The sequence below is a fragment of the Salmonella sp. NW722 genome, assembly GCF_051702785.1.
GTDB lineage: Bacteria > Pseudomonadota > Gammaproteobacteria > Enterobacterales > Enterobacteriaceae > Salmonella > Salmonella enterica.
The window spans coordinates 55,603-78,594 of sequence record NZ_JAMMIN010000001.1 but is presented as its reverse complement, the minus strand read 5'-3'; the positions used below and the strand labels follow the sequence as shown (position 1 = coordinate 78,594).

24 protein-coding genes are annotated in these 22,992 nt (G+C 51.6%); 14 read left to right on the top strand and 10 right to left on the bottom strand.

Translation table 11 applies throughout. The features are described 5' to 3' along the window. The first annotated feature begins 318 nt into the window (after window positions 1-318). The 6 genes from NA330_RS00405 (at window position 319) to NA330_RS00380 (ending at window position 5,790) form a co-directional block, all read left to right on the top strand. Window positions 319-2,748, top strand: coding sequence for a DMSO/selenate family reductase complex A subunit (locus NA330_RS00405; RefSeq protein ID WP_024149265.1), 2,430 nt, complete (start codon window positions 319-321; stop codon window positions 2,746-2,748). A 10-nt stretch (window positions 2,749-2,758) separates the two neighbouring features. Next, window positions 2,759-3,376: a DMSO/selenate family reductase complex B subunit gene (locus tag NA330_RS00400; protein ID WP_023182218.1), complete on the top strand. Its 618-nt coding sequence runs from the start codon at window positions 2,759-2,761 to the stop codon at window positions 3,374-3,376. A 1-nt stretch (window position 3,377) separates the two neighbouring features. Further along, window positions 3,378-4,235: a dimethyl sulfoxide reductase anchor subunit family protein gene (locus NA330_RS00395; RefSeq protein ID WP_052894852.1), complete on the top strand. Its 858-nt coding sequence runs from the start codon at window positions 3,378-3,380 to the stop codon at window positions 4,233-4,235. A 41-nt stretch (window positions 4,236-4,276) separates the two neighbouring features. Then, window positions 4,277-4,891: a Tat proofreading chaperone DmsD gene (gene dmsD, locus NA330_RS00390; RefSeq protein WP_000129294.1), complete on the top strand. Its 615-nt coding sequence runs from the start codon at window positions 4,277-4,279 to the stop codon at window positions 4,889-4,891. A gap of 238 nt (window positions 4,892-5,129) precedes the next feature. Continuing rightward, window positions 5,130-5,411 carry a hypothetical protein gene (locus NA330_RS00385; protein ID WP_000323820.1) on the top strand — a complete coding sequence of 94 codons (282 nt, stop codon included), beginning with the start codon at window positions 5,130-5,132 and terminating at the stop codon, window positions 5,409-5,411. A 34-nt stretch (window positions 5,412-5,445) separates the two neighbouring features. Further along, window positions 5,446-5,790 (top strand): carboxymuconolactone decarboxylase family protein, encoded by a 345-nt coding sequence (locus tag NA330_RS00380; protein ID WP_000950636.1) that lies wholly within the window; start codon window positions 5,446-5,448, stop codon window positions 5,788-5,790. A 219-nt stretch (window positions 5,791-6,009) separates the two neighbouring features. On the opposite strand, the gene NA330_RS00375 is transcribed toward NA330_RS00380, so the two are convergent. Continuing rightward, a complete protein-coding gene (locus NA330_RS00375) occupies window positions 6,010-7,623 on the bottom strand; it encodes a peptide ABC transporter substrate-binding protein (RefSeq protein WP_001216563.1) in 1,614 nt (537 codons plus the stop codon). A gap of 189 nt (window positions 7,624-7,812) precedes the next feature. Here NA330_RS00375 and mpaA point away from each other — a divergent pair, with 189 nt between their 5' ends. Then, window positions 7,813-8,541 (top strand): murein tripeptide amidase MpaA, encoded by a 729-nt coding sequence (mpaA, locus tag NA330_RS00370; RefSeq protein ID WP_023241604.1) that lies wholly within the window; start codon window positions 7,813-7,815, stop codon window positions 8,539-8,541. On the opposite strand, the gene ycjG is transcribed toward mpaA, so the two are convergent. After that, on the bottom strand, window positions 8,516-9,481 hold the full coding sequence (gene ycjG / locus NA330_RS00365; RefSeq protein ID WP_023241603.1) for an L-Ala-D/L-Glu epimerase: 966 nt from the start codon (window positions 9,479-9,481) through the stop codon (window positions 8,516-8,518). The two genes, mpaA and ycjG, sit on opposite strands and share 26 nt — an antisense overlap. A 115-nt stretch (window positions 9,482-9,596) precedes the next feature. Here ycjG and tpx point away from each other — a divergent pair, with 115 nt between their 5' ends. Then, the gene (gene tpx / locus NA330_RS00360; RefSeq protein ID WP_000084401.1) at window positions 9,597-10,103 is read left to right on the top strand and encodes a thiol peroxidase; all 507 of its coding nucleotides are present in this window, start codon (window positions 9,597-9,599) and stop codon (window positions 10,101-10,103) included. Between the two features lie 89 nt (window positions 10,104-10,192). On the opposite strand, the gene tyrR is transcribed toward tpx, so the two are convergent. The 8 genes from tyrR to pspA all read right to left on the bottom strand — a co-directional run bounded on the left by tyrR (window position 10,193) and on the right by pspA (window position 16,428). Beyond that, window positions 10,193-11,734: a transcriptional regulator TyrR gene (gene tyrR / locus NA330_RS00355; protein WP_001235493.1), complete on the bottom strand. Its 1,542-nt coding sequence runs from the start codon at window positions 11,732-11,734 to the stop codon at window positions 10,193-10,195. Between the two features lie 147 nt (window positions 11,735-11,881). Continuing rightward, on the bottom strand, window positions 11,882-12,943 hold the full coding sequence (locus NA330_RS00350) for a YcjF family protein (RefSeq protein ID WP_023241601.1): 1,062 nt from the start codon (window positions 12,941-12,943) through the stop codon (window positions 11,882-11,884). Continuing rightward, window positions 12,940-14,337 carry a YcjX family protein gene (locus NA330_RS00345; protein WP_000825858.1) on the bottom strand — a complete coding sequence of 466 codons (1,398 nt, stop codon included), beginning with the start codon at window positions 14,335-14,337 and terminating at the stop codon, window positions 12,940-12,942. Before NA330_RS00345 ends, NA330_RS00350 begins: the two co-directional genes overlap by 4 nt. A 148-nt stretch (window positions 14,338-14,485) precedes the next feature. After that, a complete protein-coding gene (gene pspE / locus NA330_RS00340) occupies window positions 14,486-14,800 on the bottom strand; it encodes a thiosulfate sulfurtransferase PspE (RefSeq protein WP_000913428.1) in 315 nt (104 codons plus the stop codon). A gap of 75 nt (window positions 14,801-14,875) precedes the next feature. Next, window positions 14,876-15,094, bottom strand: coding sequence for a phage shock protein PspD (gene pspD, locus NA330_RS00335; protein ID WP_001097607.1), 219 nt, complete (start codon window positions 15,092-15,094; stop codon window positions 14,876-14,878). Between the two features lie 22 nt (window positions 15,095-15,116). Then, a complete protein-coding gene (pspC, locus tag NA330_RS00330) occupies window positions 15,117-15,476 on the bottom strand; it encodes an envelope stress response membrane protein PspC (protein ID WP_000508938.1) in 360 nt (119 codons plus the stop codon). Continuing rightward, complete coding sequence (pspB, locus tag NA330_RS00325; RefSeq protein WP_001274953.1) at window positions 15,476-15,700, bottom strand: envelope stress response membrane protein PspB; 225 nt, start codon at window positions 15,698-15,700, stop codon at window positions 15,476-15,478. The genes pspC and pspB overlap by 1 nt, the downstream gene beginning before the upstream one ends. Window positions 15,701-15,759: 59 nt before the next feature. Beyond that, entirely contained in the window at window positions 15,760-16,428 is a 669-nt protein-coding gene (pspA, locus tag NA330_RS00320; RefSeq protein ID WP_000511005.1) for a phage shock protein PspA, read from the bottom strand. 170 nt (window positions 16,429-16,598) lie between these two features. Between pspA and pspF the strand changes: the two genes are divergently transcribed. From pspF to sapF, 6 genes are all read left to right on the top strand, one after another. Continuing rightward, a complete protein-coding gene (gene pspF / locus NA330_RS00315) occupies window positions 16,599-17,579 on the top strand; it encodes a phage shock protein operon transcriptional activator (RefSeq protein ID WP_023200298.1) in 981 nt (326 codons plus the stop codon). 111 nt (window positions 17,580-17,690) lie between these two features. Then, a complete protein-coding gene (gene sapA / locus NA330_RS00310) occupies window positions 17,691-19,340 on the top strand; it encodes a peptide ABC transporter substrate-binding protein SapA (protein WP_001241622.1) in 1,650 nt (549 codons plus the stop codon). Further along, window positions 19,337-20,302, top strand: coding sequence for a peptide ABC transporter permease SapB (gene sapB, locus NA330_RS00305; protein WP_000583298.1), 966 nt, complete (start codon window positions 19,337-19,339; stop codon window positions 20,300-20,302). The genes sapA and sapB overlap by 4 nt, the downstream gene beginning before the upstream one ends. Then, a complete protein-coding gene (sapC, locus tag NA330_RS00300) occupies window positions 20,289-21,179 on the top strand; it encodes a peptide ABC transporter permease SapC (protein WP_001146150.1) in 891 nt (296 codons plus the stop codon). The genes sapB and sapC overlap by 14 nt, the downstream gene beginning before the upstream one ends. Further along, entirely contained in the window at window positions 21,179-22,171 is a 993-nt protein-coding gene (gene sapD / locus NA330_RS00295) for a peptide ABC transporter ATP-binding protein SapD (protein ID WP_001649208.1), read from the top strand. Before sapC ends, sapD begins: the two co-directional genes overlap by 1 nt. Before the next feature lies 1 nt (window position 22,172). Further along, the gene (sapF, locus tag NA330_RS00290) at window positions 22,173-22,979 is read left to right on the top strand and encodes a peptide ABC transporter ATP-binding protein SapF (protein ID WP_000230462.1); all 807 of its coding nucleotides are present in this window, start codon (window positions 22,173-22,175) and stop codon (window positions 22,977-22,979) included. The last annotated feature ends 13 nt before the right edge of the window (window positions 22,980-22,992 follow it).

Here is a 22,992-nt window from a genome sequence, read left to right as displayed (position 1 = left end):
CAAAGGCTATTTTTCATACAATTAAGATAGAAAATCTTTACTGCAACTAAAGTTTATCTCCCTTGCCCGTGCCATTATCCGCTTCGATAATACCCACAATGAAGTAAAGGGTTCGTTTTCCGAATAGAGAAAAATTTGAATTTTACCCGTCAGGTAAATAGCTCAAACTTTCTTCGCCCTTAACTCATATATATTATATAAAAGCCAGCCTAATGTTAATTAATATCATTCATTATTACATAAAAATGAATATTCATATTTTAACACTGGCTATTTTTGTATGCTTTTTAAACAATGTCATAATAACAGGTGAACGTAATGGATCGTTGCGAGGAAGAACGGTTAATCGAAGTTCCTGTCTCCCGGAGAAAGCTAATTCAGGCTGGGGCAACAACAGGACTAATGGCCGCAGTGGGAGGATTATCATTACCATTCAGTTTCACAAGTCAAGCCGCGAACAAAACCGCTATCGTCGAAGATAAGGCCGTCTGGAGTTCCTGCACAGTAAACTGTGGAAGTCGCTGCCTGCTTCGATTGCATGTAAAAGATGATTCTGTTTATTGGGTAGAATCTGATACCACAGGCAACGATGAGTACGGAAACCATCAGGTCCGGGCCTGCCTTCGTGGACGCTCCATTCGTCGTCGTATGAATCATCCTGATCGATTGAAATATCCCATGAAACGCGTTGGTAAGCGTGGTGAAGGTAAATTTGAGCGGATATCCTGGGATGAAGCACTGGATACTATCGCGGATAATCTGAAACGAATTATTGCAAACTATGGCAATGAAGCAGTACATGTTATTTACGCCACAGGTGTCGCTGGCGGAAATATTACTAAATCATCAATGCCCTTCCGCCTGATGAATTCCTGCGGTGGCTTTTTAGGTCGTTACGGTACCTATAGTACTGCACAAATCACAGCGGGCATGAATTATCTCTATGGTGGCAGAAGCGGAAACAGCCCGGATGATATCGCTAATACTAAATTGGTTGTAATGTTCGGAAACAATCCAGCCGAAACACGTATGAGCGGCGGTGGTGTTACCTATTATGTTGAACAAGCGCGCGAACGCTCCAATGCGCGGATGATCGTTATCGATCCTCGCTACAACGATACCGCAGCCGGACGAGAAGATGAATGGTTACCCATTCGTCCTGGAACGGACGCCGCCTTAGCTGCAGCACTTGCCTGGGTTCTCATCACCGAAGATATGGTCGATAAACCTTTTCTTGATAAATATTGTGTAGGCTATGACGAGGTTACGTTACCAGCAAGCGCACCAAAAAATGGTCATTATAAAGCTTATATACTCGGCGACGGTCCGGATGGTATAGCAAAAACACCTGAGTGGGCAGCTCAAATCACAGGTATTCCGACAGACAAAATTATTAAGCTGGCGCGTGAGATCGGCCAGGCGAAACCAGCCTATATTTGCCAGGGATGGGGGCCACAGCGTCAATCAAACGGAGAACAAACGTCAAGAGCCATTGCAATGCTCGCCATTTTGACCGGCAATGTCGGTATTTCTGGCGGCAACTCTGGCGATCGAGAAGGCACCTTTGATCTCGGTGTTGAAATGTTTTCCCCTCTAAAAAATCCTGTTAAAACTGAAATATCCTCCTTTACCTGGACCGAAGCTATTGAGCGCGGAACTGAAATGACCTCTACTCGTGATGGCGTACGAGGTAAAGACAAACTAGATGTGCCAATAAAATTCATGTGGTGCTACGCCAGCAACACGCTGATAAATCAGAACAGCAATATTAGTCGCACACATGATATTTTGCAGGATGAAAATAAGTGCGAAATGATTGTCTGCATTGACCATTTCATGACTGCCTCAGCAAAATATAGCGATATTTTACTCCCTGACCTGATGCCTACTGAGCAGGAAGATCTTATCCCGCATGAAGAGGCCGGGAATATGGCATATGTTATTCTGGGACAACCATCAACATCGCCAAAATTTGAACGCAAGCCCATTTACTGGACAATGAGTGAAATAGCAAAACGTCTTGGACCTGATGTTTACCAGACTTTTACCGAAGGCCGTACACAACATGAATGGGTTCAATATCTTTGCGCCAAAACGAAAGAACGTCATCCCGATATGCCGGATTATGAAGAGATGAAAACGGCAGGTATTTATAAACTTAAATGTCCGGATGAGCATGTTGTCGCATATAAGGATTTTCGCAAAGACCCTATTGCCAATCCCCTTAAAACACCATCGGGAAAAATAGAAATCTATTCTGAACAACTGGCCAATATCGCAAAAACATGGGAACTGAAGCCTGATGAAGTCATCGATCCTTTACCCATTTACACTCCAGGCTTTAATGGCTGGGAAGATCCAGCCCGTCGCGAGTATCCATTGCAAATGACCGGGTTCCACTTTAAAGGCCGCGTGCATTCCAGCTACGGCAATATTGATGTTCTGAAACAGGCCTGCCTACAGGAGATTTGGATAAACCCTATTGATGCCCGGGATCGCGGAATCAAAAACGGAGACACCGTTCGGGTATTTAATCAGTATGGCCAGACGTTGATTCCCGCAAAAGTCACACCTCGTATCATGCCTGGCGTTACTGCTATGGGCGAGGGAATGTGGCTGAATGCCGATATGTTTGGTGACAAAGTCGACCACGGTGGCTCAATTAACATTCTGACAACACATCGCACTTCACCGCTGGCAAAAGCTAATCCTTCGCACAGTAATCTCGTTCAGGTCGAAAAGGTATAAGGAGTAACCGATGACAACCCAGTATGGATTTTTTATTGATTCCAGCCGTTGCACCGGTTGTAAAACCTGCGAACTGGCCTGCAAAGACTACAAAGATTTGACCCCGGATGTCAGCTTCCGCCGCATTTATGAGTATGCGGGTGGTGACTGGCAGGAGAATAACGGCGTCTGGCATCAGAATGTCTTTGCCTATTATCTCTCCATTTCGTGCAACCATTGTGCCGACCCGGCATGTACCAAAGTCTGTCCGAGCGGAGCAATGCACAAAAGGGAAGATGGTTTTGTCGTGGTGAATGAGGAGGTCTGTATTGGCTGTCGCTATTGCCATATGGCCTGTCCATATGGCGCGCCACAGTACAACGCGGCCAAAGGTCATATGACCAAGTGCGACGGCTGTTACGACCGGGTGGCGGAAGGCAAAAAACCTATCTGCGTCGAATCCTGTCCGCTGCGAGCGCTGGACTTTGGTCCTATCGACGAGCTGCGCAAAAAACATGGCGATCTGGCGGCGGTAGCGCCATTGCCGGGTGCGCACTTCACCAAACCGAGCATAGTGATTAAACCCAATGCCAATGCACGTCCGTGTGGCGATACCACTGGCTATCTGGCCAATCCGAAGGAGGTGTAAAATGGGAAATGGATGGCATGAATGGCCGCTGGTACTGTTTACGGTACTGGGACAGTGTGTCGCGGGTGCGCTGGTTGTCAGCGGACTTGGTTGGCTGGCGGAAAAAAACGATCCGCCCGCCAGGCAGCGTATTGTACGCGGTATGTTTTTTCTTTGGGTGGTGATGGGGCTGGGCTTTCTGGCGTCAATCATGCATCTGGGTTCACCCATGCGGGCGTTCAACTCGCTCAACCGCGTCGGCGCGTCCGGATTAAGTAATGAAATTGCCGCAGGGTCGATCTTTTTCGCTGTCGGCGGTTTCTGGTGGCTGGTGGCCGTTCTGGGGAAAATGCCAGAAACGCTTGGTAAACTCTGGCTGCTGATCAGTATGGTGCTCGGTATCATCTTCATCCTGGCGATGACCCGCGTTTATCAGATTGAAACCGTCCCCACCTGGTATACTGGCTATACGACTCTCGCCTTTTTTCTGACTGCATTCCTCGGCGGCCCACTGTTTGCCGCACTCCTGTTCCAGGCATCCAGAGTCCCCTTTAACAGCACGATATTTTCCAGCATCAGCTTACTTGCTCTATTGGTCTGTATTGCTGTCATCGCGTTACAGGGTATGGCTCTGGCCAGCATTCATAGCTCAGTACAGCAGGCCAGCAGTCTGATGCCGGATTATGCTGTATTGCAGGTCTGCCGTGTGGCACTTCTTGTCATCGGCCTGGGCTGCTGGATCTGCCCATTGGTACGTCGCAAAGAGCCACATATTGTTGGGTTACTACTGGGTCTTATCCTGGTGCTTGGCGGCGAAATTTTAGGCCGCGGCCTGTTTTATGGGCTACATATGACTGTCGGTATGGCAGTGGCAGGTTAACAAATTAGTGCGGGGGAACCCGCACTTTACGGAATGGTTTTATGACTGATTTCACACAATGTGACAATTTTTCCATGACGGCACGCGTACTGGGCGCCCTCTTTTACTTTGCGCCAGAGAGTGCTGAAGCCTCTCCGCTGGTTTCAGCATTCACATCTGATGAATGGCAAACACAATGGCCGCTGCCGTCGGAGGAGTTGCCTCAACTGGCAAGAATGTTTAAAGATGGCGGCGATGACTCTCTTACTGAGTCCTTTCAGCGTTTATTTATCGGGCCTTATGCCTTACCGTCACCGCCATGGGGCTCCGTCTGGCTGGATCGTGAGAACGTTTTATTTGGTGAATCCACACTGGCGCTGCGCCAGTGGATGCGGGAGAACAGTATTCAGTTCGAGATGCAGCAAAATGAGCCAGAAGATCACTTTGGTTCTTTATTACTGATGGCGGCCTGGCTTGCAGAGCAGCGTCGACACAGCGAATGTGAACAGTTACTGGCATGGCATCTGTTCCCATGGTCATCCCGTTTCCTCGGGGTGTTCATTGAGAATGCCGGACATCCTTTTTATCTGGCTTTGGGAAAACTGGCGAGTTTAACACTGGCAAAGTGGCAAACCATGTTATCAATCAATACTAAAAACCTACCTCTCCACCGCTAATATTGCCTATACAGGGGGCTTTATTCAAAACAAATATTCTAATGAGGCCTCCATATTCCAGACTCACCCAGATGAATTAAGTCCTCGTCAGGACAATACACAACATAGAAAATCTTCTCCGCCACACAAGAATATGTGATTTGTTAGATCAGACGGTCATGTTGATAATTCCCCTACTGTCATTCGTCAATGACTGTGAATACTTTGCTTATCTCGGTCCCTTTTGAAGGAGAATACTATGGCTTACTTACAAATCACCCTGAATATCAGCAACCACAACCGCCCTGCCGCAGCAAATGTTTATCAAAAATATAAAGCGCCATTTTTAAATACCATTGCCGGAGCGACCTCAAAAGAATTGCTTATTCGGGATGAAGACGTGCAAGTTTTACATGGCTTTGAAACTACTGCTCAAGCGCAGGCGTATCTTACCAGTGAATTATTTACAAAAGACGTTGTGGAAGAATTGAAGCCTTTTCTGAACCAGGCACCAGATATTCGCATTTATTATGTGATCTGAATACACAATCCTCTAATATAAAACAGGAACAGATATGCTTTCAAACTGGAATGAGTATCGTAGTGGCCTGCTGGCTGCCATTGGTAAATTTGCCACATTGCAGCCGGAGTTCATGAAAGGCTTTCAGCAAATGGACAAGGGGACTTTAGAAAATGGGCATCTGGATCCCAAAACACAGGAATTGATTGCGCTGGCCGTGGCGGTTACTACCCGTTGCGATGGTTGTCTGGCAGTGCACGTCGATGCGGCCGTGAAACATGGCGCAACCCGGGAAGAGATTTCTGAAGCATTGTCCGTGGCTATAAAAATGAACACTGGGGCAGCCCTCACCTACACAGCACGCGCACTGGATGTGTACGACAACCTGCCGAATAAATAACGGTATCTCTGCTCTAAGCTACCGCCATTTTAGGGGAAATGGATGGTACTATCCGTAATTTAGTGCAACCGTTTTTCCTTGAATACGCCAGTAATACTGTCAGGAAAGTACAGTTTCAACTTTAGCAGGAGATGGTCAGAAGAAGAAACTGGCGTTGCAAGCCGCGCCAGTTCTGAGTTTGGCAGTGGTTACCTTTCATCAAAAGGTAACCAGTACGCATCAGTGCTTCACGATATACATTGTACGGCTATAGGCCACATCTTCCGGGTTAGTAATGGGGTATCCCTTTACCCACGGTTTAATTAACCGGCCATTGGTATACTGATAAATAGGCGCTATAGGCGCTTGTTCCGTTAAAATTTTCTCCGCTGCATTGTAATCCGCGTTACGCGCTTCGGCGGTATTTTCCATCGTCGCTTGCGTCAGGATTTTGTCATAAGTCGGATTAGTAAAGCGTGAAATATTCCCCGTATGCGTGGACGTTAATAAGGATAAGAAAGTCGACGGTTCGTTGTAATCACCCACCCAGGAGGCGCGAATAACATCAAAATTACCGGTATTCCGGCTGTCGATATACGTTTTCCACTCCTGGTTTTGCAATTTCACATCCACCCCCAGGTTTTTCTTCCACATTGACGCCACCGCAATCGCGATTTTCTGATGGTTTTCTGAGGTATTGTAAAGCAGAGTTAATTTAAGCGGCTTCTGCGATCCGTAGCCTGCTGCACGCAGCAATGTTTTCGCCTGGGCGTTAAGTTCTTCCTGGCTCATTTGTTCAAACGGTGAAGGATCGGGCTTAAATCCTGCCGTAACATCCGGTGTAAAATGCCAGGCCGGTTTTTCACCGGTACCTAAGACTTTTTCCGCCATCAAACGGCGATCAATGGTCATACTTAGCGCCAGACGAACGCGGGAATCCGCCGTCGGCCCTTTCTGCGTATTAAACGCATAATAATAAGTCCCTAATTGCGGCGGCGTATAAACTTGCCCTGGAATATCCTTCAATAATTTCTGGTACATATTTTTAGGGAAAGATTCGGTGATATCAATATCACCGGCAAGATAACGTTTCGTCGCAGCCGACTCCTGGTTAATGGGTAAAAATGTCACTTTTTGCAGTACCGTTTTCGCGTTATCCCAGTAATGCGTATTAGGCACGACCACCAGTTTTTCATTTACCACGCGCTCTTTAAGCACATACGCGCCATTGCCAATCAGTTTTCCCGGCTTCATCCAGTCTTTGCCGCTTTCGACATTCGCTTTTTGGACCGGATAAAAGGCAAAACTAGCGGTCAGACTGGCAAACCAGGGCAACGGCTTGTCAAGCTGAACACGCAAAGTGTGCGCGTCCACGGCACTGACGCCAAGCTGATCCGGCGTGACTTTACCGTCGATAATGGCTTGCGCATTAGTGATGCCAGCCAGAGCGGCAAACCAGGCGAAGGGGGAAAGCGTTTTGGGATCAACGAGGCGTTGCCAGCTATAGACAAAATCCTGGGCGGTCACCGGCGTTCCATCGGCCCATTGCGCATTATCCCGCAACGTAAACGTCCAGATACGATTATCATTGCTCTTCCACTGGCTGGCGACGCCAGGGATAATTTCCCCCTTTTCGTTCTGGTTAACCAGCCCTTCAAACAGATCGCGGATCACCTGAATTTCAGGCAGCCCAACGGCTTTCGCTGGATCTAACGAAGCGGGCTCATCTTTGATATGACGCACCAGTTCTTGTTTCTCTGCCAGTACCGTTCCGCCGGGAACATCCGCAGCATATGCCAGGGAAAAGCTGCTAACCAACAGCGCACAACAGGTTACTGAAACAGAATGCCTCATAGAAGTTCCTCAAAGATGAGTTAAATGACAACGTAATTATTTGTTTCAGCAGAAAGAAATGCAATTATCTTCCGCCAGAAAGTTGATATCGCGCCATACAAGAGGGTAAATAGAAACCATTTGATAATCGGCGGGTTTTACACAACACTACGATGATTACCCTACTGGTCTCAGCTTCGGGAAACGCGTATGACTGTCACCCGCCCCCGTGCCGAGCGCGGCGCATTTCCGCCAGGCACTGAACATTATGGACGTTCGCTACTAGGCGCGCCGCTAATCTGGTTTCCGGCGCCTGCCGCCAATCGCGAAAGCGGTCTGATACTGGCTGGCACCCACGGGGATGAAACCTCATCCATGGTGACGCTCTCCTGTGCGTTACGCACCTTAAATCCAACCCTTCGCCGTCATCATGTCGTACTTGCCGTTAATCCTGATGGCTGTCAACTGGGGTTAAGGGCAAATGCGAATGGCATTGATCTAAACCGTAACTTTCCCGCCGCCAACTGGAAAGCGGGTGAGACAGTTTATCGCTGGAATAGCCGCGCGCAAGAGCGTGATGTCGTGCTGCTAACCGGCGACCATCCCGGCTCAGAACCGGAAACCCAGGCGCTTTGCCAGTTAATTCATCGACTCCAACCCGCCTGGGTTGTCTCTTTTCACGATCCGCTAGCCTGCATTGAAGATCCACGTCGCAGCGAGCTAGGCGAGTGGCTGGCCGATGCGTTTGCGTTGCCGCTGGTAACCAGCGTAGGTTACGAAACGCCCGGTTCGTTTGGCAGCTGGTGCGCCGATCTCAACCTGCACTGCATTACCGCCGAGTTTCCCCCTGTTTCCGCCGATGAAGCCAGCGAAAAATACTTGCTGGCTATGTCGAATCTGCTCCGCTGGCATCCTAAAGATGGAGTTGACCCGTCGTAAAGCGTAGCGCGGGCTCAACATCAACCGCCAGCCATGTTGGGCCATCAAGATCGGCGAAGCTCACCTGCGGCATAAGCGGCAGCGCGACGCTAATCGCTCTTGATGTACAGAGCATACAGCCCAGCATCAGGCCGAATCCTTGCTCCCGCGCCTCCGTTGCCAGCGCCAGCGCCTCGGTCAGACCGCCGGTTTTATCCAGCTTAATGTTGATCATATCGTAGCGCCCCGTCAGGGCTTTCAGACTACTGCGAGTATGGCAGCTCTCATCTGCACAGATGGGCAACGGATGAATAAAATTTTCCAGGGCGGCGTCATCCTGCGCGGGCAGCGGCTGCTCCAGCATCGCGACATTCAGATCCGCCAGTAACTGGCAACGCGCCGCCAGCCCCTCCGGACGCCACGATTCATTGGCGTCCACAATGAGCGTCGCCTCCGGCACCGCCGAGCGGATCGCCACCATACGTTCGCTAATCAGACGAGCATCGAGTTTGATTTTCAGCAACGTCGCCCCTTTTTCCCATAGTGCCGCCGCACTGGCAGCCATCTGTTCCGGCGTGCCTATCACTACCGTTTGCGCGGTAGTAAAAACCGGGGCCAGCGTCACGCCGAGCAGCCCGGCAAGGCTTTGCTGCCGCTGGCGGGCCTGCAAATCCCATAAGGCGCTATCCACCGCGTTGCGCGCCGCGCCTGCTGGCAACAGTTTCTGCAATGCTTCGCGAGTCAGCCCGTTTTCCAACTGAGGCACAATACTCATGATTTGCGCCATGACCGAGGCATCACTTTCACCATAACGTGGATATGGCGTACATTCCCCGATGCCTTTTACGCCCTCTTCTTCCAGTTCGACAACGACAACATGCGCTTCGCTTCGGCTACCACGCGCAATAACGAAAGGCGTATGCAACGGCCAGGTTTCCTCATATACCTTAACAGATCTCATCTCTTCCCCTCTGATAGCGCCGGACGCGGCTTGCTACAAATAGTATTTGCCGTGTTAATGAATAATGACTTAAACTGGATTTCGACGTTAACTATAAGTAAATAGGAACATAATTATGTCACAGACTGTACATTTCCAGGGTAACCCGGTCACCGTTGCCAACGTTATTCCGCAGGCTGGTAGCAAAGCACAGGCTTTTACTCTTGTCGCAAAAGATTTGTCTGACGTTTCCCTCAGCCAATATGCAGGCAAACGCAAAGTGCTGAATATTTTCCCAAGCATTGATACTGGCGTATGCGCCGCATCTGTTCGTAAGTTTAATCAACTGGCCACAGAAGTGGAGAATACCGTCGTATTGTGCGTTTCTGCTGACCTGCCTTTTGCACAGTCGCGTTTTTGCGGCGCGGAAGGCCTGAGCAACGTTATTACGCTTTCCACTCTGCGTAATAACGAGTTTCTGAAAAACTACGGCGTCGAAATCGTTGACGGCCCGCTGAAAGGTTTGGCGGCGCGCGCAGTCATCGTGCTTGACGAAAACGACAACGTTATTTTCAGCCAGTTGGTGGATGAAATCACCCACGAGCCGGATTACGACGCCGCGCTTAATGTCCTGAAGGCATAAGCCAGCGCCTGCTGGCGCTACGTTTGTCAGTGCTACAGGCGGTGCTCTTTTGTCACAAGAAGGCCTCTATCCGGAGGCCTTCTTGTTTTCTACTCTTCACCCTTCTTCTGGCTCAGACCATATTCACGCAGCTTATTGGCAATCGCGGTGTGCGATACCCCCAACCGTTTCGCCAGTTTACGCGTACTCGGATAGCTACGATAAAGCTGGGTCAGGACAGAACGTTCAAAACGACTGGTAATGTCATCCAGCGAGCCTTCCATCGCATCCTCGCCGACTGCCACCGTCGCGGCATCGTAGTCAGGCAGCAGGATATCCTGCGGACGCAGCTCATACCCTTCCAGTTGCGTCAGCGCCCGGTAAATCGCATTTTTAAGCTGGCGAACGTTACCCGGCCAGCCGTAACGAGTGAGGACCGTACTCAGATCGGCAGACAGTTTCGGTCGCGGAACGCCCTGTTCGTCGGCAAAACGCGCCACGAACAGTTCGGTCAACGGCATAATATCCTGCGGGCAATCGCGCAACGGCGGCAAATTAAGCGTCAGAACGTTAAGTCGATAATAGAGATCTTCGCGGAACAGTCCTTTTTGCACCAGCTCCACCAGATTTTTCTGCGTGGCGCAGATAACGCGGACATCAACATGAATTTCGTGATCTTCGCCGACGCGACGGAACGTACCATCGTTGAGAAAACGTAGCAGCTTCGCCTGCATACGCGGCGACATTTCGCCAATTTCATCCAGCAGCACCGAGCCGCCATTCGCCTGTTCAAAAAAGCCTTTTTTACCTTCCGGCGCATGGCCAAATAGTTCGCTTTCTACCGCATCTTCCGGGATTGAAGCGCAGTTGAGCGCCAGATACGGCTTCGCTGAACGAGGGCTTGCCTGGTGACAGGCATAGGCGAAAAGATCTTTGCCGGTTCCCGTATCGCCGGTAATCAGCAGCGGCGCGCTGAGCATCGCCAGTTTGCGCGCCTGCTCAACGACGTGCTTCATCTTTGCGCTCACGGCAATAATCTGACTAAACGCGCTCAGATCCTGCGTGGACAAATTCTGTAGCTGCTGCCCCATACGAATCGTGGAACGCAACATCACGACCGCCCCGGTCAACACGTATTCGTCATTTTCGTTTTGTAAATGTACCGGCGTAATCTCCATCAGGAAGTTTTGCCCGTTGATCACGACATGTTCGTTATGGGAGCTTTGCGGGTTACCGTCCAGCCAGCGCTGAAAATTGAAACCGTTGATTAATTGTGCGGCGGTATGGTGCCGCATTCGCTCCTGGCTCTGGGCAAAAAGCTGACAACTCGCCGGGTTCGCCATCTCCACTTTACTCTTCATATCCAATGAGAGCACCGGCTCCGGCAACGCCTCAAGCAGCGCGCTCAGGGCCAGATGTTCACGTTCGGACGGCATCCAGGGAACGGTACGGACATCCGTTACGCCGGAAATACGGCGGATTTCGGCCATCAGGCTGCTAAAGTCGGTGAATTCCAGCTCAGCAAAATTAAGATAAATTCGCCCAATGGGATCAATCTCGATTCCGCGTAAATCAATGCTACGTAACACCAGTAAATCAAGTAATTCGCGGGTCAGACCAAGTCGGTCTTCACAAAAGACTTCCAGACGCATGGGAACCTTCACCTGAATAATGAACCATTAAATAGATGATAAGCCACTATTCGGCTGGCAGGAAGGATTCTGTCAACAAATATTGACAGCATGACGGAAAAACGGGCGCTGCGGCGTAAAGCCAGGCAATCAGCGCCCTGTGGAAGGTCATTTCTCAGGCGACGACTTACTCTTTTGCAGCGTCTCTTTTAGCTGACCGATAAGCTGACGACGAAAATCACCGAGACGTGGTTTATCGTTATCGATCCACGGCAATGGTCGACATAGATCCATCGCTTTTATTCCCAGTCGAGCGGTAAGGAGACCTGCGCCAATCCCCTGCGCCGCGCGCGTGGACAAGCGTGCGGCCAGATCCTGAGACATCCAGTCCATACCGACTTCACGCACCAGCTCACTGGCCCCCGCGAACGCGATATTCAGCAACACCAGACGGAACAGACGAAGGCGGCTGTAATAACCAAGTTCAATGCCATACAGCGTTGCGATGCGGTTAATCAGGCGTAAATTACGCCAGGCAATAAACGCCATATCCACCAACGCTAACGGGCTGACGGCGATCATCAGAGTCGATTCCGCGGCGAAACGGCTAATCTCACGTCGCGCCTGCGCGTCAAGTACCGGCTGTACCAGATGCGCATACAAACTGACGATTTCCCTGTCGTTTTGCGTTTCGTGAATAGCGGCATACCAACGTTGTAATGCCGGATGTGATTGATCAATCCCCGCCTGCTGCGCCAGTTTTTCGCAAAATGCGCGACCTTTCCCGACGCTATGGCTATGTAACAGTTCACGCGCTTCATCGCGTTCATGCGCCCGCTGGCGCAAGCGCCATAATCGCCGCCACTCCGTGACCACCGATCCCACGCCAGCGCCAACGATCAGCGCGCCTGCGGCACAGCCGCCTAAAGCGACCCAGTCCTGAGTTTGCCAGGCATTCATTGTCCACTGTACGCCTTGCCCGACCACGCTCGCGCCAAACAGCGCCAGTCCTCCCATCACCATTTTACGCCACAGGCTGCGTTTGGGGTGCAGCGCGGCATCGACCGCCGCTTCTGCCACGCCTTCGTCTTCCGGGCGCTCATCGATAGCTGCAGGCGCAAATGTACGCGACTCCGCTTCGCTGAAAGTTTGCTGCGCTTTGAAGGCCGACGTAGACTCCTCCTTTAGCGGTTCTGCAAAATCAATACGCGGTTTTAACGGTTCGCTCATCGCAGCTTATCTCCTATTAAAAACTCCAGCGCAGCGTCCAGACGAATGTGTGGTAATGGTTTATCAACATCCATCACCTGCGGACGAAAGGCTTCGAACTGAAAGCCCTGCTTATCCCAAAACGCTTGTCCCGGCAAACGCGAAGGCACTTCGCCGGGGTACACGGTTAACGGCGCGCCGTCACTCAAACGGTTTCCACGTAAAGCCGGGATTTTTTCGCCGTTGACCTCAATCACGCCGCTGGTGGTCGCCTGTACCGACGCCAGCCCCAGGCAATCCATACTAATGCCTTCAAACGCGGCATTTTGCCAGGCATCCTGAATAAGCTGCTGGAGCAAGGCCACCATATTGGCATGTTGGTCGAGAGTGACATGGTCGGCTTTCGTCGCGGCGAACAGCAATTTATCAATCACCGGCGAAAACAAGCGGCGAAACAGAGTCCGCTGGCCATAGTGAAAACTTTGCATCAGCTGCGTTAAAGCGAGACGCATATCATTAAACGCCTGCGGCCCGCTATTAAGCGGTTGCAGACAGTCGACCAGCACAATCTGGCGATCAAAGCGTAGAAAATGATTTTTGTAGAACCCCTTGACCACTTTTTCGCAATAGTAGTTAAAGCGTTCGCGCAGCATTCCAGCGTTGGTCTGTTTATCCGCCTGCGCCAGTTTTGACTCGCCGAAGGCGTCCACATCCGGCCACGGGAAAAACTGCAACGCTGGCGCACCCGCCATATCGCCCGGCAAAACAAACCGTCCAGGCTGAATAAAATGCAATCCCTGCGATTTACACTGATGCAAATAATCCGTCCAGGCGGCGGCAATCTCTGCCAGCCGGTTTTCATCGGCGGGCGCCAGCGGATCGAGCCCGTCGCAAAGTTGCCGCCATTTTGCGGCCCACTCAGCGCGTTGTCCTTGTAACAAGCCGTTCATCTGACGGGACCAGCTTAAATAATCCTGAGCCAGCATGGGCAGATCGAGTAACCATTCCCCTGGATAGTCCACAATCTCCAGATACAATGTCGAGGTATCTTTAAAATGGCGCAGCAGCGAGTCGTTTGAGCGATAGCGCAACGCCAGCCGAATCTCACTCACGCCGCGCGTCGGTGTGGGCCAGGCGGGAGGATTGCCATAAAGCTGAAGTATCCCCTCGTCGTAGGTAAAACGGGGAATACCAAAATCACGTTGAGGCACACGCTTTACACCAAGCAGGCGTTCTTCGCGTACCGCGCTGAGCAACGGTAAGCGCGCGCCCGCGTGGACATTAAGCAACTGGTTAACCATCGCCGTGATAAACGCCGTTTTGCCGCTGCGGCTCAACCCGGTTACGGCAAGACGCAAATGCCTGTCTACCCCACGATTGACCAGCGCGTTGAGTTCAGTTTTAAGTCGCTTCATTGACATCCTGTTGAGCCTGAAGAGAAGAAAAAATAATAACGAGCCTGCGTTATAGATATGTGCAAAAACGTTATTATCAACTACCCGGAGAGATCAACAACGGCGCATTAAGCGCCGCGGTTAGTATGAGTATTGAGCAATAGATTATCTATTTTTTTACTTTCGGCATATCAAGACGACTGATACCGCCCATATTCATCGCGTGCGTATACCCCATATCAAGCAACATTTGTTTTGCCATGCCCGACTGTCGCCCGGAGTTGCAATATAACTTTACCGTATCGTTCCTGTCTGGAACTACCGTTTCGATATGAGATTTAATCTCCTTCAATGGGATATTAATCGCGCCCTGAATATGCTCACGCTGATATTGTTCCGGAATGCGGACATCTATCCAGTATTCTGCGGCATAAAGCGGCATGGCTATGAATAGCGCTAACGCAAATATTCCTTTTTTCAACATACTTCCGTCCTGACACGTAATGTATTTCGCACACACTATACGCCAGAGCTTAACGAAATATTATGACCAGACTCGCTATTTGTAACGCTGCGAAATTTTATTCGCCGCCTTACGAAGTACTGGCTCCAGCGCAAACGCCAGCAACATTTTTAGCGGACGACGGGCGACGGATTTTACCGCCCATCCCGCCACGCCGGCAGGCCCGTAGCGTAACGCGGTCAACAGAACCAGCTTACCTGCTATTTTGAAGCCGGGCTTCACCTTCTGCCCGGCGCGTTGCCAGCGAGTATTCATCTTCACCTTCCCGATATATCACTTACAGTTGACGGAAACGACTACGCAATGTGAACGTATCTGACGTGACGTAGCGTTCCATTTCTCGCAAACGCTTTTCGCCTGCGGCAAGCTCTCTGTCTACGGTATCCAGCAGTTCGCCGCTGGTCGGCTGCGGTTTGCCTGCGGCCAGATTATCCGGCATAGGGTCCAGTACAAAAGACAGAACGATATAGGCCACTACGGTAAAAAACGCCAGCCCAAAGAAAATCGACAGCACGACCAGAATACGCACCAGTTTTACCGGTACATCAAGGTAGTCGGCGATCCCGGCGCAAACGCCACGCACCATGCCCTTTTGCGGCATACGCCATAGTTTTTTATTCAGATTGATTCCACCCATTAGCGCTCTCTCCAGTTCGGATGCTCTGCATCAAGAATGTCTTCCAGCGCCTGAATGCGCTCGCGCATACGTTGCGCGTCGTCTGTGAGTTGCAGTAAGCGTTGCTGCTCGCTTTGCGACAGTTCTCCCCGACCGGCGCGGTTGCTGTAATGCAGCCACAGCCAAATCGGTAACACAAACAACACAAAAATGGTTAACGGGATGGCCAGAAATAGCGCGCTCATGCGTTCTCCTTACACCTAAAGCTGATGAGCGACGGCGCGTACCGGCGCCGCCATTGTCATTATTGATTATCTTGCTTCATTTTGGCTTTCAACTGCGCCAGCTGCTCGCTGATTTCATCATCGGCTTTCAGGTTGGCAAACTGTTGGTCCAGCGATTGCTGCTTACCAAAACGATGGCTTTCCGCTTCCGCTTCCATTTGATCGATACGACGTTCAAAGGATTCAAACCGCGCCATGGCTTCATCCAGTTTGCCGCTGTCAAGCTGACGACGGACATCGCGGGAAGAACTTGCCGCCTGATGGCGCAGCATCAGCGCCTGCTGGCGAGCGCGTGTTTCGCTGAGTTTGTTTTCCAGCTCGCCAATCTCTTTCTTCATGCGCGCCAGCGTGTCATCCACCAGCGTGACTTCCTGTTCAAGCGTAGCAATTAAATCGGTCAGCTTTTGTTTTTCAATCAATGCGGCGCGCGCCAGATCGTCTTTATCTTTGCGCAGAGCCAGTTCCGCTTTTTCCTGCCACTCGATCTGCTGAGTCGTGGCCTGTTCAATACGACGGGATAACTGTTTCTTTTCCGCTAAAGCACGCGCGGAGTTCGAGCGAACCTCCACCAGCGTATCTTCCATCTCCTGAATCATCAGGCGCACCAGCTTCTGCGGATCTTCCGCTTTTTCCAACAACGCATTGATATTGGCGTTCACGATGTCGGCAAAACGAGAAAAAATACCCATATTTCAATCCTCACATAATGTTCTGATAACGGGCGATGCCCTGCTACATGATTAATACAATTTACGTGCCAACTTTTCATGTTACTGATAATAAAGGAATTATTTCGTTTTACCTCGCCAGCAAAAAAAGATAAAGTGGTGAAAAACACTAACAAGTGGCGATTTTCATCATGGCTGAATTTAAAGATAACCTGCTCGGCGAGGCAAACCGTTTTCTTGAAGTACTGGAACAAGTCTCCCGGCTCGCGCCGCTGGATAAGCCAGTACTGATTATTGGCGAACGCGGGACGGGTAAAGAACTTATCGCCAATCGCCTGCACTATCTCTCTTCACGCTGGCAGGGGCCGCTTATCTCGCTTAACTGCGCAGCGCTTAACGAAAATCTGCTGGACTCCGAACTGTTTGGTCATGAAGCGGGTGCTTTTACCGGGGCGCAAAAACGCCATCCCGGTCGCTTTGAACGCGCCGATGGCGGCACGCTGTTTTTGGATGAACTGGCGACAGCGCCGATGCTGGTACAGGAAAAGCTGCTGCGGGTGATTGAATATGGCGAGCTAGAGCGCGTCGGCGGCAGCCAGCCGTTACAGGTTAATGTGCGATTAGTATGCGCCACTAATGCCGATTTACCCGCCATGGTGAAGGAAGGGACATTTCGTGCCGATCTGCTCGACAGGCTGGCTTTTGATGTTGTACAACTGCCGCCGCTGCGCGAACGCCAGAGCGATATCATGCTGATGGCCGAGCATTTTGCTATTCAGATGTGTCGTGAACTACGTCTGCCCTTATTTCCCGGTTTTACCGATCGGGCAAAAGAAACGTTGTTGCATTACGCCTGGCCGGGTAATGTCCGCGAGCTGAAAAACGTAGTCGAACGTTCAGTGTATCGCCACGGCAGTAGTGAACATCCTTTGGATGAAATTGTTATCGATCCTTTTCAACGCCATCCCGCTGAACCGCCCGCGCCCGCCCTGCCAGCGGCATCCGTCACGCCTGACCTGCCGCTCAACTTGCGGGAGTTTCAACTGCAACAGGAAAAAGCGCTGCTGCAACGTAGCTTACAGCAGGCGAAATTTAACCAGAAACGAGCCGCCGATTTGCTGGCGCTCACCTACCACCAGTTTCGCGCCTTGCTTAAAAAGCATCAGCTTTAGCTATTTCTCCGGCTAATTGACGACATTTACGCCAGTTATCCACCGACATTTTTACGTGGCGGGCCGAAGTGCGATACACTTTGCAAATTGAACTTCAAAAACTTAACTATTATGCGCCTGGTTTTATCGTCTCTGATCGTGATAGCGGGTCTACTGAGTAGTCAGGCTACGGCTGCGGCTGCGCCCGAACAAACTGCGAGTGCAGATATTCGCGATAGCGGCTTTGTGTATTGTGTTAGCGGGCAGGTCAACACCTTTAATCCGCAAAAAGCGAGCAGCGGCCTCATCGTCGATACCCTGGCCGCCCAGTTATATGACCGCCTGTTGGATGTCGATCCCTATACTTATCGTTTAGTCCCAGAGCTGGCAGAAAGCTGGGAAGTGCTGGATAACGGGGCAACGTACCGTTTTCACCTGCGCCGCGACGTTTCCTTTCAAAAAACCGCCTGGTTTACGCCGACCCGAAAACTCAATGCTGATGATGTCGTCTTTACCTTTCAGCGGATTTTCGATCGTCGACATCCGTGGCATAACATCAACGGCAGTAGCTTCCCCTACTTTGATAGCCTACAGTTCGCCGACAATGTAAAAAGCGTGCGTAAGCTGGACAATAACACCGTTGAGTTTCGCCTGACGCAGCCAGACGCCTCCTTTTTATGGCATCTGGCCACACACTACGCTTCCGTCATGTCCGCTGAGTACGCCGCGCAGCTTAGCCGAAAAGATCGTCAGGAACTGCTAGACCGCCAACCGGTCGGCACCGGGCCTTTCCAGCTTTCGGAGTACCGTGCCGGGCAGTTTATTCGTCTCCAGCGCCACGATGGGTTTTGGCGCGGCAAACCGCTGATGCCGCAAGTGGTGGTGGATTTAGGCTCCGGCGGTACCGGGCGTTTATCGAAATTACTGACCGGTGAATGCGATGTTCTGGCCTGGCCCGCCGCCAGCCAGCTAACTATTTTACGCGACGATCCGCGTTTACGTCTGACGTTGCGCCCGGGGATGAATATCGCCTATCTGGCCTTTAACACCGATAAGCCGCCGTTGAATAATCCCGCAGTGCGCCATGCGCTGGCCTTATCGATCAACAACCAGCGTCTGATGCAGTCGATTTATTACGGCACGGCGGAAACCGCAGCCTCCATTTTACCGAGAGCCTCATGGGCTTACGATAACGATGCCAAAATTACGGAGTACAATCCGCAAAAATCGCGCGAACAGCTAAAAGCGCTGGGCATTGAGAATCTTACGCTGCATCTCTGGGTGCCGACCAGTTCTCAGGCCTGGAACCCAAGTCCGCTAAAAACGGCGGAGCTTATTCAGGCGGATATGGCGCAGGTTGGCGTAAAAGTGGTCATTGTGCCGGTTGAAGGTCGTTTTCAGGAGGCGCGCCTGATGGATATGAATCACGATCTGACCTTATCCGGCTGGGCCACGGACAGCAACGATCCGGATAGCTTTTTCAGACCACTGTTAAGCTGTGCGGCCATCAATTCGCAAACCAATTTCGCCCACTGGTGTAACCCTGAATTTGACAGCGTGCTGCGTAAAGCACTGTCGTCGCAGCAGTTGGCTTCGCGCATAGAAGCATATGAGGAAGCGCAGAATATCCTGGAGAAAGAGCTGCCGATACTGCCGCTGGCATCATCACTACGCCTGCAGGCTTACCGCTACGATATTAAAGGGCTGGTGTTAAGCCCGTTCGGCAATGCGTCTTTTGCCGGCGTCTCCCGCGAAAAACACGAAGAGGTGAAAAAACCATGATTATCTTCACCCTGCGTCGGTTATTGCTGTTGCTGGTGACGCTATTCTTCCTGACCTTTATCGGCTTTAGCCTGAGCTATTTTACGCCGCACGCGCCGCTACAAGGCGCATCATTATGGAATGCCTGGGTTTTCTGGTTCAACGGTCTGCTGCACTGGGACTTTGGCGTGTCCAGCATTAACGGCCAGCTGATCTCCGAACAGCTTAAAGAGGTGTTTCCCGCCACGATGGAGCTGTGCATTCTCGCCTTTGGTTTTGCGCTGATGGTCGGCATCCCGGTCGGGATGCTGGCGGGCGTGACGCGTAGCAAATGGCCGGATCGTTTTATCAGCGCGCTGGCACTATTAGGTTTCTCAATTCCGGTTTTCTGGCTGGCGCTTCTGCTCACACTGTTCTTTTCGCTCACGCTGGGGTGGCTGCCGGTATCCGGGCGATTTGACCTGCTTTATGAAGTTAAACCGGTTACCGGTTTCGCCATCATTGACGCCTGGATTTCAGATTCGCCATGGCGTGATGAAATGGTGATGAGCGCCATACGGCATATGGTTTTACCGGTGCTCACGCTCTCCGTCGCGCCGACCACAGAAGTGATCCGCCTGATGCGAATCAGCACTATTGAGGTCTACGATCAGAACTACGTTAAAGCGGCGGCCACGCGCGGCTTGTCGCGCTTTACGATTTTACGCCGTCACGTGTTGCATAATGCGCTGCCGCCGGTCATTCCTCGTCTTGGCCTGCAGTTTTCAACGATGTTAACGCTGGCGATGATTACCGAAATGGTTTTCAGCTGGCCAGGGCTGGGACGATGGTTAATTCACGCCATTCGTCAGCAGGACTATGCCGCTATTTCCGCTGGCGTGATGGTCATTGGCTCGCTGGTTATTGTGGTCAATGTGATTTCCGATATTTTGGGTGCTATGGCTAACCCTCTGAAACATAAGGAATGGTATGCCTTACGATAGCGTCTACAGCGAAAAGCGCCCGCCAGGCACCCTGCGCACTGCCTGGCGTAAATTTTATAGCGACGCGCCTGCGATGGTGGGCCTGTATGGATGCGCCGGTCTGGCGTTGCTGTGTATTTTTGGCGGCTGGATCGCGCCCTATGGCATCGATCAGCAATTTCTGGGCTATCAGCTACTGCCGCCCTCCTGGTCACGCTATGGCGAAGTCTCCTTTTTTCTGGGGACTGACGATCTGGGGCGCGATGTGCTGAGCCGCCTGTTAAGCGGCGCGGCGCCCACGGTCGGCGGCGCGTTTATCGTAACGCTGGCGGCTACGCTATGTGGATTAGTCCTCGGCGTAGTGGCAGGCGCGACGCACGGTTTACGCTCTGCCGTGCTGAACCATATTCTGGACACGCTGCTTTCCATCCCTTCGCTCTTGCTGGCGATTATCGTCGTGGCATTTGCCGGCCCACATCTGTCACACGCGATGTTTGCCGTCTGGCTGGCTCTGTTGCCGCGAATGGTACGTTCCGTCTACAGCATGGTGCATGATGAACTGGAAAAAGAGTACGTCATTGCCGCCCGTCTGGATGGCGCGACAACGCTGAATATTCTGTGGTTCGCCATTTTACCGAATATTACCGCCGGTCTGGTCACCGAAATTACCCGGGCGCTGTCGATGGCGATTCTGGACATCGCCGCGCTGGGATTTTTAGATCTCGGCGCGCAGCTTCCCTCTCCTGAATGGGGCGCCATGTTGGGAGATGCGCTGGAGCTAATCTATGTCGCGCCGTGGACCGTTATGCTACCCGGCGCGGCGATAACGCTCAGTGTTTTACTGGTAAACCTGCTCGGAGATGGGATTCGTCGTGCGATTATTGCGGGGGTGGAATAATGCCGTTACTGGATATCCGCAATCTCACCATTGAATTTAAAACCAGCGAAGGTTGGGTAAAAGCGGTCGATCGCGTCAGTATGACATTAAGCGAAGGCGAAATTCGCGGCCTGGTAGGTGAATCGGGTTCCGGAAAGAGCTTGATTGCTAAAGCTATTTGCGGCGTCGCGAAAGACAACTGGCGAGTCACTGCCGACCGTATGCGTTTTGATGATATCGATTTGCTGCGCCTCTCCTCTCGTGAACGGCGTAAGCTGGTCGGGCATAATGTGTCGATGATCTTCCAGGAGCCGCAGTCGTGCCTTGATCCTTCCGAACGCGTCGGCCGCCAGTTAATGCAAAATATTCCCGCCTGGACCTATAAAGGCCGCTGGTGGCAGCGTTTTGGCTGGCGTAAACGGCGTGCAATTGAATTACTGCACCGGGTGGGAATTAAAGATCATAAAGACGCGATGCGCAGTTTTCCCTATGAACTGACCGATGGCGAATGTCAGAAAGTTATGATCGCTATCGCGCTGGCGAATCAACCGCGACTCCTGATCGCTGATGAACCCACCAACTCAATGGAACCAACGACGCAGGCGCAAATTTTTCGCCTGCTGACCCGACTGAATCAAAACAGTAATACCACCATTCTGTTGATTAGCCACGACCTGCAAATGCTGAGTCAGTGGGCTGACAAAATCAACGTCTTATACTGCGGCCAGACGGTAGAAACCGCGCCAAGTAAAGATCTGGTGACGACGCCACATCATCCTTATACGCAGGCGCTTATCCGCGCGATTCCGGATTTTGGCAGCGCGATGCCGCATAAAAGCCGTCTGAATACGCTGCCGGGTGCGATCCCGCTACTGGAACAGTTACCGATAGGTTGTCGTCTGGGGCCGCGCTGCCCTTACGCGCAACGAGAATGCATTATCACGCCACGCTTAACCGGCGCGAAAAATCATCTCTATGCCTGTCATTTTCCGCTGAATATGGAGAGAGAGTGATATGGTGGAAACTCTGCTTGAAGTGCGCAACCTGAGTAAAACCTTTCGCTACCGGACAGGATGGTTTCGCCGCCAGACCGTCGACGCCGTGAAACCATTAAGCTTTACGCTTCGTGAGCGTCAGACTCTGGCCATTATCGGCGAAAACGGTTCCGGCAAATCCACGCTGGCAAAGATGCTGGCCGGCATGATTGAACCCACCAGCGGCGAGCTTCTCATTGACGATCATCCCCTGCATTACGGCGACTATTCGTTTCGAAGCCAACGTATTCGAATGATTTTTCAGGACCCCTCAACGTCACTGAATCCACGTCAACGTATTTCGCAGATCCTTGACTTCCCCCTGCGCCTTAATACCGATCTGGAGCCGGAACAGCGGCGCAAACAGATTGTCGAGACGATGCGTATGGTGGGGCTATTGCCCGATCACGTGAGCTACTACCCGCATATGCTGGCGCCGGGGCAGAAACAGCGTCTGGGCCTGGCCCGCGCGCTGATTTTACGCCCTAAAGTCATTATCGCGGACGAAGCGCTGGCTTCGCTTGATATGTCCATGCGCTCGCAGCTCATCAATCTGATGCTTGAATTGCAGGAAAAGCAAGGCATCTCCTATATCTATGTCACGCAGCATATCGGCATGATGAAGCATATTAGCGATCAGGTATTAGTGATGCATCAGGGGGAAGTGGTTGAACGCGGCAGCACCGCCGATGTGCTCGCCTCTCCGCTACATGAGCTTACCCGCCGTTTAATCGCAGGCCATTTTGGCGAGGCGCTGACCGCTGACGCATGGCGAAAGGATCGCTAAGCGACACAAATAC